The organism is Methylobacterium sp. R2-1 (genome assembly GCF_014191355.1).
Lineage (GTDB): Bacteria > Pseudomonadota > Alphaproteobacteria > Rhizobiales > Beijerinckiaceae > Methylobacterium.
In genome coordinates this window covers 78,811-93,460 of the sequence record NZ_JACHWM010000015.1, presented here as the reverse complement: position 1 = coordinate 93,460, position 14,650 = coordinate 78,811, and the positions used below count along the sequence as shown (strand labels likewise).

General features: G+C 66.6%; 13 protein-coding genes. 8 read left to right on the top strand and 5 right to left on the bottom strand.

Features of this window, described 5'->3' with window-relative positions:
- The first annotated feature begins 43 nt into the window (after nt 1–43).
- Nucleotides 44–493, top strand: coding sequence for a tRNA (cytidine(34)-2'-O)-methyltransferase (locus FHU13_RS20640; RefSeq protein ID WP_183437799.1), 450 nt, complete (start codon nt 44–46; stop codon nt 491–493).
- A gap of 85 nt (nt 494–578) precedes the next feature.
- Here FHU13_RS20640 and FHU13_RS20635 read toward each other — a convergent pair whose 3' ends face one another.
- On the bottom strand, nt 579–998 hold the full coding sequence (locus tag FHU13_RS20635; RefSeq protein ID WP_210287757.1) for a DUF6894 family protein: 420 nt from the start codon (nt 996–998) through the stop codon (nt 579–581).
- 102 nt (nt 999–1,100) lie between these two features.
- A complete protein-coding gene (locus tag FHU13_RS20630; RefSeq protein WP_183437716.1) occupies nt 1,101–2,114 on the bottom strand; it encodes a helix-turn-helix transcriptional regulator in 1,014 nt (337 codons plus the stop codon).
- Nucleotides 2,115–2,683: 569 nt separating this feature from the next.
- Here FHU13_RS20630 and FHU13_RS20625 point away from each other — a divergent pair.
- The 3 genes from FHU13_RS20625 to FHU13_RS20615 are packed head-to-tail and all read left to right on the top strand — an operon-like array spanning nt 2,684 to nt 6,972.
- The gene (locus FHU13_RS20625; RefSeq protein WP_183437715.1) at nt 2,684–4,867 is read left to right on the top strand and encodes a TonB-dependent siderophore receptor; all 2,184 of its coding nucleotides are present in this window, start codon (nt 2,684–2,686) and stop codon (nt 4,865–4,867) included.
- A gap of 42 nt (nt 4,868–4,909) precedes the next feature.
- A complete protein-coding gene (gene hemF, locus FHU13_RS20620; RefSeq protein WP_183437714.1) occupies nt 4,910–5,833 on the top strand; it encodes an oxygen-dependent coproporphyrinogen oxidase in 924 nt (307 codons plus the stop codon).
- A gap of 20 nt (nt 5,834–5,853) precedes the next feature.
- Nucleotides 5,854–6,972: an ATP-dependent RecD-like DNA helicase gene (locus FHU13_RS20615; RefSeq protein ID WP_183437713.1), complete on the top strand. Its 1,119-nt coding sequence runs from the start codon at nt 5,854–5,856 to the stop codon at nt 6,970–6,972.
- A gap of 167 nt (nt 6,973–7,139) precedes the next feature.
- On the opposite strand, the gene FHU13_RS20610 is transcribed toward FHU13_RS20615, so the two are convergent.
- Nucleotides 7,140–8,417, bottom strand: coding sequence for an aminotransferase class I/II-fold pyridoxal phosphate-dependent enzyme (locus FHU13_RS20610; protein ID WP_183437712.1), 1,278 nt, complete (start codon nt 8,415–8,417; stop codon nt 7,140–7,142).
- Nucleotides 8,418–8,826: 409 nt separating this feature from the next.
- Here FHU13_RS20610 and FHU13_RS20605 point away from each other — a divergent pair, with 409 nt between their 5' ends.
- Nucleotides 8,827–9,507 (top strand): response regulator transcription factor, encoded by a 681-nt coding sequence (locus FHU13_RS20605; RefSeq protein WP_183437711.1) that lies wholly within the window; start codon nt 8,827–8,829, stop codon nt 9,505–9,507.
- Nucleotides 9,508–9,615: 108 nt separating this feature from the next.
- Here FHU13_RS20605 and FHU13_RS20600 read toward each other — a convergent pair whose 3' ends face one another.
- Both FHU13_RS20600 and FHU13_RS20595 read right to left on the bottom strand, forming a co-directional pair.
- On the bottom strand, nt 9,616–11,013 hold the full coding sequence (locus FHU13_RS20600) for a flagellin (protein WP_183437710.1): 1,398 nt from the start codon (nt 11,011–11,013) through the stop codon (nt 9,616–9,618).
- Nucleotides 11,014–11,413: 400 nt separating this feature from the next.
- Nucleotides 11,414–11,737: a PilZ domain-containing protein gene (locus tag FHU13_RS20595; protein ID WP_246714773.1), complete on the bottom strand. Its 324-nt coding sequence runs from the start codon at nt 11,735–11,737 to the stop codon at nt 11,414–11,416.
- Between the two features lie 195 nt (nt 11,738–11,932).
- On the opposite strand from FHU13_RS20595, the gene FHU13_RS20590 reads away from it, so the two are divergent.
- From FHU13_RS20590 to flgF, 3 genes are all read left to right on the top strand, one after another.
- Nucleotides 11,933–12,508 (top strand): hypothetical protein, encoded by a 576-nt coding sequence (locus FHU13_RS20590; protein ID WP_183437709.1) that lies wholly within the window; start codon nt 11,933–11,935, stop codon nt 12,506–12,508.
- Between the two features lie 145 nt (nt 12,509–12,653).
- Complete coding sequence (locus FHU13_RS20585) at nt 12,654–13,910, top strand: DUF1217 domain-containing protein (protein WP_183437708.1); 1,257 nt, start codon at nt 12,654–12,656, stop codon at nt 13,908–13,910.
- 4 nt (nt 13,911–13,914) lie between these two features.
- On the top strand, nt 13,915–14,643 hold the full coding sequence (gene flgF / locus FHU13_RS20580) for a flagellar basal-body rod protein FlgF (protein ID WP_183437707.1): 729 nt from the start codon (nt 13,915–13,917) through the stop codon (nt 14,641–14,643).
- Nucleotides 14,644–14,650: the final 7 nt, after the last annotated feature.

Sequence of the window (14,650 nt, the reverse complement as noted above, 5' to 3'; positions counted from 1 at the left end):
GGCAGGACCCTGCCCCGCCCCTCCCCTGCTTCTCACGCCGCCGATGCTTCGCCTCGCCCTCTATCAGCCGGACATCCCGCAGAACACGGGCACCATGCTGCGCATGGCCGCCTGCCTCGGGGTCGCGGTGGAGATCATCGAGCCGGCGGGCTTCGACCTGTCCGACCGGAACCTGCGCCGCTCGGGGCTGGACTATCTCGACCACGTCGCGATCACGCGGCACCGCTCCTGGGACGCTTTCCAGGCGTGGCGGCGTGAGGCACGCATCCGCCTCGTGCTCGCCACCACCGCCGGCTCGGCGCCCTATACGCAGCACGCCTTTCGCGACAACGACTGTGTGATGATGGGGCGTGAATCGTCCGGCGTGCCTGTGGCGGTCCACGTCGCCGCCGATGCCCGCGTGGTGGTGCCGATCCGGCCGGGCCTGCGCTCGCTCAACGTCGCGGTCTGCGCCGCGATGATCTTGGGCGAGGCGATCCGGCAGGTGGGGTGAGGCTCGGTCGATCACTGGACCGCGTGAGAAGCTCGAAGGATTGCCCGCCGTCGCGTCTTGTTGTCCCGTGAACCGATCAAAAGGCTCAGTTCGAGTGCGTGGTTTGCTCGGTCTGCTGCGTTCTTTGCCGCTGCTGACGATGCGCGACGTCGAGACCGGGCACGGACAGCGCCGCCTGGTTCAGGGTAACCTTGACGTCGATCGTGAACAGGACGGCGTTGCTCGTGTTGCTCGCCATGAGCTGCCACGTCTCATCGAAGCCGACACTGGAGCCTGCCTCTCTCAAGAGTTCCCCAGCATAGCGGATGGCGGCACGGCGAGCTGCGTCGAGATCCGGCAGCTCTGTTCCCTCTTCATCCCATAATTCCAGGTCATCATTGGTATTGAAGAAGAACCTAGGCATCTCTGGCTCCTGAGAAACCATCACTCCAGCGAGCAATCGAAGCACTGCAAGCAGCGGGATCGCCGAACCCGCGCGCTCAGATTTCACGTCGATGGAATCCACTATTCGGTAGTTAATATGCCTGTCAATCGATTAAAACCGCGTAAATTTCGTGTATTCGCAAAAATAATACTGTTTCGCATTCATGATATCCAGCCATTCTACTTAGCGTAGCATATCACGCCGCGTCTCACTCGGAGTGCACCCGAAACGACGCCGGTAGCGTTGCGCGAAGTCACTCATGTGAGCGAAGCCCCACCGGCGGCTCAGTTCGGCGATGGATGTGTCCCTATGCGTCTCGCTGCAGAGATCGCGATGAACGTGCTGCAGACGACGCTCGATGATGAATTCAATCGGCGTCATGCCGAGTTCGCGCTTGAACGACATCTGCAGCATCCGAACACTTACACCTGCAACGGCCGCGACATCTGCCAATCGAAAGGGCATGGCCAGATGCGCCTCAATGTAATCGACCGCGCGACGAACATGGGCAGCGGTGAGGCTGCCGGTCGCAGGCAACTCAGCAACCGGCGCCCGCGGCCAGGCGCTCAACAACTGATATGAAACGATTTCCTCAAGAAGCGGGAAAAACAAGTCATCTGCTGTCCGAACATCACGCAAGCGAATCTGCATCTGCTCCAGCGACAGTAAAAGCGCGCGCATTCCCAAGTTGTCTATCGACGTCAGCGGCTCCAAGACGGGAAGCGGGCGATCCAGCTTCCGCTCCAGAGCGTGGTAGCTCGCCAGAAGAGACGCTCGGGCGATCGTGCTGCTGATGGCGGAGAAACCCGAAGAGGCTTCCCCGCTTCGCACATCTTCCAATGCGCTGAACGTCGCGTAGCCCTGAGTCACGACCTGCTCGCCGCGCCAGTTTCGACGGATCATCTGACCGTTGGTGACGAAGCGGATCGTGAACAGGTCGGCTTCCAGCGTGGGAACGGTCAGGAAGCCTGTGTCCGACTGCGTGAGCCAGAGACTCATGCTCCGGCTCTGTCCGCCTTCCACCCGAACCTGGGGAGACACCCGGGAGACGGGATAGAAGTTGACGGCGAGACCGCCGCCGTCGTTCAGGCGCTCGAACTCCCGCACGGATTGCAGTTTGTGCGCGAAGAACCGTTGCGGACGCCAGACCGATTCCGAGCCGTGGGCCTTGAGTAGCCGGCTGTTGGTGTCAGACATTCAAATCTAACGCGATGAGCGGATGATTGCTTCAGTGCCAGCCACTGACATTCAGTGTTGAATGTAAACAAAAGATCGCTGTGTAGATCTTTCGAGCCGATACCAGTTCGCACCGGACAAATCCATGACAACGATCGCGGATTCTTGCCACAGATACGGAAAGGTGGGATCGGCCGGTCTTCGACCATCCTCTGCGTGCTGTCGACACCGTGGAAGTTGCCGAGCGACGATCGTGCGAAGCTCTAGTTTGGTCCGCTTGTCGCCGGGCGCTCCTTTGGTCGAATGAAAACGCTGCGCACGCACACCGGATCCGGGTTGGTGAGTGCGATGATCATAGCCGAGACGGGCATGCCAAGGCGGCCGAGTGACCGAAAAGAAACAGCAGGACACGAAAATGCACGAGCATTCCCAGGCATGATCTCTCGGAGGTCTGGCTTTGGCCCCTGAGGTTGAACACGGATCACCTTCAAGAATTGAATCGTTCTACTTCCAGAAACATAACCTGTGTTGCGAAGCTCAACACCTCGTTCTAGCTGCCTCTTCAGCGAACAACGAAGTTGGGTTCCTCGATGTCGTCTGCGTTGCGTGATCAACTGCGTCTCGGCCTAGCCGCTCTTCTCGCGGGCGCGCCCGCCCTCGTCCCGTCCAGCGAGGCTTGGGCGCAGGAAGCCGTGACGCTGGAGACGCTCAGCGTCGAGGGTTCGGGCCGGGACATCGGCGTCGGTGGCGCCGGTACCGAGAGCGCCTTCGGGCCCGTGCCCGGCTACGTCGCCAAGCGCAGTGCCACCGGAACCAAGACGGACACCCCGCTCGCCGAGACCCCGCAATCGATCAGCGTCGTCGGCGAGCAGCAAGTCCGCGAGCAGGCGGCGACCAGCGTGCAGGAGGCGCTGCGCTACACCGCCGGCGTCGCGGCGGAAGCCTACGGCCCGAGCACCCGCGGCGACTATCCGCGCATCCGCGGCTCGGACGCGGCGATCTTCCTCGACGGCCTGCGCCTGAAGGACGCGGACGTCTTCAACGAGCCGCGGCCCGACCCCTACACTCTCTCGCGCTTCGAGGTGCTGCGCGGCCCTGCCTCGACCCTCTACGGGTCGAGCCCCGTCGGCGGCCTGATCAACCTCGTCTCGAAGCGTCCCCTCGACGTGCCCTACACCGAGGCCGGCGTTCGCTTCGGCAATTACGGCTGGAAGGAAGCCTTCACCGACTCGACCGGGCGCCTGACCGAGGACGGGCAGTTCCTCTACCGTTTCGTCGGCATCGGCCGGCTTGCCGACGCGCAGACCGACTTCGTGGCTAACGATCGCTACGTCATCAACCCATCGGTCACGTGGCGCCCCTCCGCCGACACGAGCTGGACGCTGATCGGCCTGCACCAGAAGGACGCGTTCGGCGCCTCCGACGCCTTCCTGCCGCGCGAGGGCTCGCTCTATGCCGGCCCGAACGGCTTCATCCCCTTGAGCCGCTTCACGGGCGACCCGAACTTCAACCGCTACGAGACCGAGACGAGTTCGATCACCAGCCTGTTCGAGCACCGCTTCGACGACAGCCTCATCCTGCGGCAGAACCTGCGCTACAGCCACATCGACGGCACATACCAATCCGCCTACGGCAACGTGTATACGCTGACGCCGAGCGCGGATCTGCCGAACGCACCCTTCCTCGATCCAGCCCGCCGGACGGTCGATCGCTTCACCTACCGAGTCAGCTCGATCAAGGACCGGATTACCACCGACACCAATCTTCAGGGGCGCTTCGACACCGGGCCGGTCTCCCACACGGTGCTGGGCGGTGTCGATTTCCGCCAGCAATGGGACAGCACCCGCACCGGCTTCGGCACCGATCCGCGCCCGTTCGACCTCTACGCACCGGTCTATGTCGGCGTGACGCCGCCGACGCTCGGTACGCCAACCGTGCTCTCACAGAATCAGACTGGCCTCTACCTGCAGGACCAGGCCAAATTCGGTCGATGGATCGTACTCGCCACGGTGCGGCACGATTGGGTGAACAGCGCGACGCGCGGCGCGGAGAGCGTCGCGAGCGAGGCCACCACGGGTCGCATCGGCCTGATGTACGCCTTCGAGAACGGCCTGACCCCTTACGTCTCCTACGCGACCTCCTTCACCCCGATCTTCGGGGCCAATGTCTGCGCGGGTGGGGCCTGCCGGCCGATCGAGGGCGAGCAGGTCGAGGGCGGCTTCAAGTACAACCCGACGCCGTGGTTCGCGGTCAACGCGGCGATCTACGACACGGTCGAGCGCAACCGTCTCACCCCCGATCCGAGCGGCCTGCCGATCTCGATCCAAACCGGCAAGGTCAAGATCCAGGGCGGCGACATCGAGGCCATCGCGACGATCAACGGCGACACCAACATCATCGCGAGCTACGCCTACACCGATGCCCGCTACGCCGCGGGCGACAATGCTGGGGCGCGGGTCGAGACCATGCCGCTGCATCTCGCCTCGCTCTGGGTGACGCACCGCTTCTCCCTGGCCGACATGCCCGGAACGTTCCTTGTCGGCGGCGGCGTACGCTACATCGGCGAGTCCTTCGATGGCTCGCGCGACAGCTTCAACACGCCGGCCGTGACGCTGGCCGACGCGCTGATCGGCTGGGAGGATGCGCATTGGCGCGCACAGCTCAACGTCTCGAACATCGCCGACACGAAGTACCTCTCCAGCTGCCTCGCTCGAGGCGACTGCTTCGTCGGCACGCGGCGCACGATCCTCGGCAGCCTGACCTACAAGTTCTGAGCCCGAATTGACGGATCGCCCCTCGGGTGGGAAAGCCTCCGCATGAGCGACGCGACGGCTTCTCCTCTCCCCTCACCCGACGATCTCGCCGCGCTGAAGAGCGAGGCGGGGGCATGGTTCTCCACCCTGCGCGACCGGATCGTGGCCGCGCTGGAAACCCTGGAGGACGAGGCCCAGGGTCCGTTCCATCCGGACGCGCCGGAGGAGGCCGGCAAGTTCGAGAAGACGCCGTGGCAGCGCACGGACCACAGCGGCGCTCCGGGCGGCGGCGGCGTCATGGCGATGCTGAAGGGCCGGGTGTTCGAGAAGGCCGGTGTTCACGTCTCCACCGTGCACGGCGAGTTCGCGCCGGAATTCCGCACGCAGATGCCGGGCGCGGCCGAGGATCCGCGCTTCTTCGCCACCGGCATCTCGCTGATCGTCCATCCGTGGAACCCGAACGTGCCGACGGTGCACATGAACACCCGCTTCGTCGTGACGACGAAGGCGTGGTTCGGCGGCGGTGCCGACCTCACGCCCGTGCTCGACCGGCGCCGCACGCAAGAGGACCCCGACACGCAGCTCTTCCACGCCTGCCTGCGAGAGGCGTGCGAGCGTCACGCGCCTGCCGCCGATTACGAGAAGTATAAGGCCTGGTGCGACGAGTACTTCCACCTCAAGCACCGCAACGAGCCCCGCGGCATCGGCGGCATCTTCTACGACTATCATTGGACCGGCGAGCCGCAGGCCGACCTCGCCTATACCCGCGACGTCGGCGAGGCCTTCCTGAAGGCCTATCCCGAGATCGTCCGGCGCAACGTCACGCAAGCCTGGACCGAGGCCGACCGGCTGGAGCAGCAGGTGCGGCGCGGGCGCTACGTGGAGTTCAATCTGCTCTACGACCGCGGCACTATCTTCGGCCTGAAGACCGGCGGCAACGTCGCCTCGATCCTGTCCTCGCTGCCGCCGACCGTGCGCTGGCCGTAAACCCTTCGCCCGCGAGACCGATGGCCGAGTCCGTTCCCACCCAGTTCGCCCCGCAACAGGACGCGGCGCTGAAAGCCATCGCCCGCTGGCGCAAGGACGGTGGCTCCCAGGTCTTCCGCCTGTTCGGCTATGCCGGCACCGGCAAGACCACGCTCGCCCGCCGCATCGCCGACGACATCGACGGCCCGGTCGTCTACGGCGCCTTCACCGGCAAGGCGGCCTCCGTCATGCGCCAGAAGGGCTGCCACGACGCGGCGACGATCCACTCGCTGATCTACCGTACCAAGGAAGGCGACGAGGGCGGCCCGACCTTCAGCCTCAACCGCTCCGGCCCGGCGGCCAAGGCCGACCTCATCGTCATCGACGAGTGCTCGATGGTCGATTCCGACCTCGGCCACGACCTCTTGTCGTTCGACAAGCCGGTGCTGGTGCTAGGCGATCCGGCGCAGTTGCCACCTGTGCGTGGCGGCGGCTTCTTCACGGAGGCCGAGCCCGACGTGATGCTCACCGACGTCCACCGGCAGGCCGCCGACGATCCGATCGTGCGCATGGCGATGACGATCCGCGAGGGTGGCCGGCTCGAAGTCGGCGAGTACGGTCAGAGCCGGGTGGTGCGCCGCCGCGACATCGACCCGGCCCAGGTGCTCGACTGCGATCAGGTCTTGGTCGGCCTCAACCGGACGCGGCGCCTCTACAACAACCGACTGCGGGAACTTGCCGGCCACACCGACCCGATGCCCTCGGTCGGTGAGAAGCTGGTCTGTCTCAGGAACGACCGCACCAAGGGCCTGCTCAACGGCTCGACCTGGACGGTGCAGGCCCTGCGCGCGCCCCCTCGCCCCGACACGATCCGCCTCGACGTGGTGCCGGAGGACGATCCGGCCGTACGCCGCCGCGCCGTGGACATCAAGGTGCTGCGGCAGGTGATCGAGGGCTCGGAGGAAGAGATCCCGCTGTTCCTGCGCCGCGAAACCGACGAGTTCACCTACGGCTACGCGCTCACCGTCCACAAGGCGCAGGGCTCGCAATGGGACAAGGTGGTCCTATTCGACGAATCCTACGCCTTCCGCGAGCACCGCGCCCGCTGGCTCTACACGGGCCTGACGCGCGCAGCGCAGGCGATCACGGTGGTGGTGTAAGAGCCGTACCGTACGGCACGGACGTGCGGCCAGGCGGCAACCGAAGGTGACGGGGCGGTCCAGGACGAGCCTCACTCCGGATAGCCCCCCTCATCCTCGCTCCGACTGCGCCTGGGCGGAGATTGCAGCCGCTCTTCTCCGCATATCTTGCGAAGAACGCGGGGTTTTCACCCCGCCGCCCGCGCCTCCACCGCCGCCAGCAACGTGCAAAGCGCCACCGCCTCCGCCGCCTTGCGCACGGCGTCGAGCTTCGGGAAGGTCGGCGCGATGCGCAGCGTGCGGTCGTACGGATCCTGACCGTAAGGGTGCGTCGCGCCGGCAGGGGTAAGCGCGATGCCCGCCTCGCCCGCGAGCCGGACGACCTGCGAGGCGGTTCCGTCGGCAACATCGAGCGTGATGAAGTAGCCGCCGAGCGGCCGGCTCCAGCGCGCGACCTCCCAACCGTCGAGGCGAGCGGCGAAGGCTTCCTCCACCGCGGCGAATTTCGGAGCGATCAAGGCGCGGTGTCGGTCCATATGCGCCGCGATCCCGGCGGCGTCGCGCAGGAAGCGGACGTGGCGGAGTTGGTTGAGCTTGTCCGGCCCGATGCTGCGGCGCCCGGCCTGGGCGAGATACCACTTCACGTTCGCGGGCGAGGCGGCCAGCATCGCGAGGCCGGCGCCGGCCAGCGTGACCTTCGAGGTCGAGGCGAACACGATCGGCCGGTTGGAGTTCCCGGCCTCGGCGCACACTTCGAGAATGTTGGCGAGCGCGGGCCGCGCCTCGGTGAGGTGATGCACCGCGTAGGCATTGTCCCACAGAATGCGGAAATCGGGCGCCGCCGCCCTCAGCGAAGCGAGCCGCCGCACGGTCTCGTCGGAATAAGTCTCGCCACTCGGATTCGAGTATTGCGGCACGCACCAGATGCCCTTCACCGACGGGTCGGCGACTTCGCGCTCGACGGCCTCCATGTCGGGCCCCTCCCCCGTCATCGGGATCGGGATCATGCGGATGCCGAAGCCCTCGCACAGGGCGAAGTGGCGGTCGTAACCCGGAACGGGGCAGAGGATCGCGATCGGCTCCTGCTTCGACCAGGGCCCTTCGCCGCCGGGCACGCCCTTCAGCAGGGCGTAGACGAGCACGTCGTGCATCAGCGCGAGGCTTGAATTGTTGGCGACGACGATCTGCTCAGGTGGAGCGCCGAGCACAGCTGCGAACAGCACGCGAGTCTCGTGCAAGCCCTGGAGATTACCGTAGTTGCGCGCGTCGGTACCGTCCTCGGCGGTGGTGTCGCGGTTGCCGGGCAGCACCAGCATCTCAGCGGCGAGATCGAGCTGATCGGAGGCGGGTTTGCCGCGGGTCATGTCGAGCTTGAGGCCCTGCGCTTTGAGCGCCTCGAACTCGCCGCGCAGGCCGGAGCGCAGCTCCGCCAGGGCCTCGGGCGACAGGGTGGACAGCGACGGCATGGGGTTCCTCTTGGCGGTACCGAGTCTTGGCGGTGCCGAGCGAGCGTTCGAACCCGCGGCGCCGCCTCGGTCAAGGCTGTTCGGGCGGAAAGGAGTGGGCCATGTCGGGACCGTCCGGTCACACTGTGGCACATCCGCCACGAGCGGACATGCGCCGTGACCAAACTCCTAACGTTTCGTCACCCGCAAGCTTGGCCTTAACACGCCGTTAACCATTCTCACCAAAAAGCTGAGACCGTCAAATGTTGGAGGAAACGGCACACAGGACGCGTTGAGCAACAGCCGACACGCCCTTCAGGCCACCAACCGACGGCATTCGACAACCCTTTCACAATTCAGTCGGCCATGGCGGCGCGCGGAGGATATCCGTGCCGGACGCAATGACCTCGCACATCTTCGAGAACTGACGATGTACATCGTTGTCGACGAGCGGCAGAGCGTCACCGACCAATACGTCGCCGGCTTTGGCGCCGAGGGCGTGAAAGCGCAGGGGCTGGCTGTCGGATCCATGAAGGGCTGGCTCGACGCCGCCCCCCGGATCGACGTCGAAGCGATCGACGGCTTCCTGATCGGCGATTGCGCCGACCGCGCCTCCTGCACCGTGGCGATCCGCTCGCTCAGCCGGGCGCCGATCATCGCCCTCAACGAGACCCGCTCGCTGGAGCAAACCCTGGCCCTGTTCACCGCCGGCATCGACGACGTGGTGCGCAAGCCCGTCCATGTCCGCGAGATCATCGCCCGGGCGAGTGCGATCCGGCGCCGGACTGGCCGTGGCGCCGAGCCGGCCCCCGCTCCCGACCGGGCCGGCCGCCTCAAGGTCTACACCGACGGCCGCGACCCGGAGATCGACGGCGCCTGCCTGATCCTCCCCCGGCGCGAGCGGCACATCCTCGAATATCTCTCGAAGAACCGCGGCCGTCAGGTGACGAAGGGCCAGATCTTCACGGCTGTCTATGGCGACCTCGACACCAGCGTCGAGGAGAGCGTGGTGGAGGGCCATATCAGCAAGCTGCGCAAGAAGCTGCGGATGCGGCTGGGCTACGACCCGATCGAGGCCAAGCGGATGGCCGGCTACACCTTCGTCGGCTGAAGAACCCTCACCAGACCCTGAATGAAGGAAAGGCCGCGCTCGGTCCGAGCGCGGCCTTTTCGTGTGTCGGAAGCGTCCCGGCCGCGCGAGCGACCGGGACGGCGCGACTTAGCGGAACAGCGACAGGACGTTCTGGCTGCCGGAATTGGCGATCGAGAGCGCCTGGACGGCCAGCTGCTGCTGCGTCTGCAGCGCCTTCAGCTTGGTCGACTCCTCCTCGATGTCGGCGTCGACGAGGGTTCCGATGGTGCGGTTGTTGGCCTTCATCAGAGTGTCGACGAAGCTCGACTGACCGTCGATCTGCGTCTTGCTCGCGCCGAGCTTCGTGCCGGCATCCGTGACCTTGGCGATCGCCTTGTCCACGGCGGTGATGATGGCGGACAGGTCGCTGTCGCCGTTCGTACCGACCAGCTTGGAGATGTCGAAGTCGGCGATGGAATAGGAGCCGCCGCCGAACGCAGCGTTGTACGAGCCGGCCTGGCTGTCGAGGATGCCGCGACCCGAGGTGGTCGTCGCATCCGCGCCCTTGGCGAGCACACCGGTCTTGGCAGCCGAACCGAAACCGATATCGACCGTGTTGGTGGCGACGCTGTCGACCTGAATGGTATTGGTCGAACCGGTATCGACCCGCGTGAAGATCAGCCGGCCCGTGGTGTCGAGGGAGGCGGTCACCTCACCCTTGAGCGACGTGCTCGCGATCTGGTTGTTGAGGGCATCGAGCAGTTCGCTCGTGGTCACCTTTGAGGTGTCCTTCACGGCGGCGGTCAGGGCCGCCTTGTTCAGCGTGATCGCGACGCCGGCCGTAGCAGTCTCGGTCTTGATCAGCAGATCGACCGTCTGGGCGCCTGAGAAGTCCGCCGTACCCTTGACGGCGGCGGCGCCGCCGGGACGGAATGCGGTCATGGAGGTCAGCGACTGGCTCGCGAACACTTCCGCGGAGGTCGCCGGCACGTCGACGCTGGTGCTGCTGTTGGCGTCGTAGAGCTTGATGCTCGAAACGTTGACGGTCACGTAGGAGAAGTTGACCGTCCCGCTGGTGTCGCGGGAGAAGCCGGCCACGACGTTGCGGTCCTTGAGGTAGCTCGCATCCGCCGAGTCCACCGAGAGCCAGTTCTGGCCGCTCGACACGGACGAGGCGGCGGTGGAGGACATCTTGTTCTGGATCGCGTCGATCTCGGTCTGGACCTTGGCGCGATCGACACCGGGCTGCATCGCGGTCTGCAGCTTGGCGCGCATGTTCTGGAGATCGGTCAGGATCGAGTTGAGGCCGTTATAGGCCGTATCGACGGCCGAGGAGCCGAGACCGAGCGAGTCCTTCACGGCCGAGAGCGAGGCGTTGTCGGTGCGCACCGCCGTGGCGATGGACCAGTAGGCGGCGTTGTCGGACGCGCCGGAGACGCGCTGGCCGGTCGAGACACGGTTGCTGGTCGCGTCAAGCTGACTGTTGATGCCCTTGAGCGTCGTCAGCGCCGTCATGGCGGCGGTGTTGGTGAGCAGGCTGGTCACGGATCTGTCTTCCGGGAATGATGAAGGACGGGGGCGGTTTTTAGGACCGGGCTCGCACCGGTGCGGCCGCACGGCCCCATGAGGGCCGCGGCGAGCCCGTCAGGGCCCGTGGCGCCGCGCATCACACCTCCGGACTCGCACCGGATCAACGGACCGACATCATGTCTATGAACCCGTCTGAAGGTTCACCCGCTGGCCTGTTCTCGAAGACCTCCGCATGGTTGCTGGAGGCGCCTGTCGATGTCGCGAGAATGGCCGGGGCCTATTACGAACCGATTAAGCGGACCGGGGCGCCACCGTCCCATCTCACACCCTCCACAGGCCGGGAGCGGTTCTGTGGACAAGCGGCTCGCGCATCGTCCCTCTCCGAAAGCCGGCAGCCACCTTCCGGCACGATCCCCTAAGCGGCCGGCTCGTCCTCGAAGGCGACGCCCGCGAGGTCGCCCCGCCGCCAGCGCAGCCGGACGGTCACCGTGCGCAGGTCGTGCGCGGCGATCACGAGGGGAAATGTCTCCGGTAGAACCTGTTCGGACGCGACGCGGATCTTTGCGCCGCGGGGGGAGAGATCGTGCACCGTGCAGGCGATCAACTGCTCGGGGCCCAGGACGATACGCCCCTGCTGGACGACGCGGTGCCGCTTACCCGCTCGCGCGACCGGCACGGCCGGGTTCGGCAAATCAGCTTCTCGCGCATCGGCCATGCTCGCCCCCGGCGGCTGTCTCATCCTTCGGCTTAACAACCGTTCGTAGGGCTGTCGATGAGACGCGATGAGACGGTGCGGCCCCTTCGCGCCGCGTCGTTAACCCGGCGTCAAGCATAACAGTTCACGGATCATGAACCTTGACGCTTTCGCCCCCGGCGAGCGCGACGCGAAGCCCTACCGTCCTCCGCGCCCCGGGACCGATCCACCGAGATCCGCATGACGCCCGATCCTGCAAGGCGATCCTCCTCCGGCGGTGCCACACGCGCTCCGAGACTTCCGTCTCGGCCGCTGGCCGGAAGCGTCGCCGCCCGCCGTGCCAGGGAAGCGGCAGGCGAGCGCACCGTGCTCGCCGGTCTCGTCCTGCTCGCCCTGACCGTGAGTGGATTTGCCGGCTACGCCATCTCGACCGGCACCCACGCCTATGACGTGCAGGCGGTGCTGCCGGCCGGCACGGCGCCTTTCGCTTGGAAGAAGACGGTGGCGCAGGGCCGCCTGGCCGATCCGGACTTCGATCCCGTCACCACCGGCTCGCTGCCCGACCGTCCCGTGGCCGCCACCGTCCCTCAGGCTCCGACCGGGCAGCCGGTCCCACCAATCGCCGCCATCTCCTCGGGCACCTACGCTCTGCGCGGCGTCGTCGATGGCGTCGCCACCCTGGAAAGCCACGAGGGACGACTCACGGTCTCGCTCGGCAGCGTCCTGCCCGGCGCGGGCCGCGTCCTGTCGATCCGCCGAACCGGCGCGGGCTGGGTCGTGATCACGACCGAGACGATCATCGGGCCCGCGTCGTGACGCGGGGCCGCATCCCAGCCGGGCGCCCGCGCGTCGAAGGGCAAGCCTGGAGCAAGCGTACAGGCCTAGAGGCAGCCTCGGATGCTGCCCTCACCGTCGAGCCGAAGGCCGGCCTCCTCCCGCGCTCCCGTTCAGGCGCCCGCCCTTGACCGACACCCTCACCAGCTACCGGCTGATCGCCAAGGATCTCACCGCCTCCCTCCAGCGGAAAGCGGCGGAGCCATCCGTTGCCCGGGAGACCGCCTATTACGAGGCCAATATCGGCCGCGTGAAATCGGTCGACGACCTGCTCGGCGACCAACGCCTCTACGCTTATGCCATGAAGGCCTACGGCCTTGAGGAGATGACCTACGCCAAGGCGTTCATGCGCAAGGTACTGGAGGAAGGTGCTGCGAGTTCGGCGAGCTTCGCCAACCGGCTGGCGGATGACCGCTACACCGCCTTCGCCAAGGCGTTCAGCTTCGGCCAAGGCGTCTCCGCCACGGGCGCCGACCCCGCGAGTTTCGGCATGCCCGCCAGGGCCGCGTCGCTCAGCGCGCCGAAACGCCTGGCCGACGCCTACGACTTCAGCGGCCGGGCCGAGACGAGCTTCCTCGTGGAATCCCGGCTCGACACCACGACCACGCAGTCGGTCACGATCCGACTCAATGCGCAGACGCTGGCCGGGCGGGTGGCGAACCTCTCGAAGGTGACGCCCTCCGAGATCGCGGCGGCGGTGGCGGCGCAGATCGCCGCCTCCGACCTCAAGGGCAAGGTCCAGGCTGGGCTTGCCTCCGACGGGAGCCTGTTCTTCGAGACCACGGCGCTGACTGATTTCGGCGCCGACGGCGCTTACGGCGGCACGGGCCGCGACGCCGACATGCTGGTAAGCGCGGGCGGGGCGAAGCGCAGCCTGACGATCCGCAACGCGCCGCTGTCGGCTGCCGACAGGGTTGCCGCGGATGTCGGCTTCGGCACGGATCTGGGACCGGATGCGCTGGCACAGACCGTCAGCCAGGCCTACCTGCGCCAGTCGCTGGAGAGCGAGGCAGGCGACGCCGATACGGGCGTGCGCCTCGCCCTCTACTTCGCCCGCAAGGCGCCGACGCTCACCAGCGCCTACGACATTCTCGGCGACGCGGCGCTGAGCCAGGTGGCCAACACAGTGATCGGCCTGCCGGCGACGAGCGGAGCGGCGACGAGCGAGGCCCTGGCCAAGCGCGCCGATCTGATCGCCAAGAAGATCGATCTCGCGAGCCTGCGGGATCCGGCCAAGCTCGACGCCTTCGTGCGACGCTTCGCGGCGATCTGGGACGCGCAGAACAACACTGCCAGCGCGCCCGTGCTGGCCCTGTTCACCGATGCGGGCGGCATCGACGCCGAGACGCTCCAGAGCCTGCAGACGACGCGGATCGGAGCTTAAGGCCATGCAGAGCAGCCTCTACGTCGCCCTGTCGAGTCAGATTGCGCTCGAGAAGCGTCTGACCACGACCGCCAACAACGTCGCCAACATGGCGACGGTGGGTTTCCGGGCGGAGGAAGTGACCTTCTCGGAACTGCTCGCTCGCTCGAACCGGGGCGAGGTCGCCTTCGTCGGCCCCGGCAAGAATACGATCTCGCGGGTAGCCGGCCAGACGACGAAGACCGACTCCGCCCTCGACGTCGCCGTCCAGGGCGATGCGTGGCTCGGAGTCAAGGGACCGAAGGGCGACACGCTCTATACCCGCGACGGCCGTCTGACGATGGATGCCAATGGGCAGGTGCGCACCGTCGGCGGCCTGCCGGTGGTCGATCCAGGCGGCGGCCCCCTGCTGCTCGATCCCCAGGCCGGGCCGCCGGTGATCGGCCGCGACGGCAGCATCCATCAGGGCGTCAACCAAGTCGGCGCACTCGGCCTGTTCAGCATCGACCCGAAGGCCACCCTGACGCGATCGGGCGAGAACGCGGTCGCCGCGAGCATGCCCGGCCGGCCGGTGCAGGATTTCACCCGGACGGGCCTCGTGCAGGGCTACGTCGAGGGCGCGAACGTCAACCCGATCATGGAGATGACCAAGCTCATCGCGATCCAGCGCGCCTTCGAGAGCGCGGCGACGATGACCTCGGAGGCCGACACCACCCTGACCGGCGCCGTCAAGACGCTGGGTCCGCAGGGCTAGCCGAGCG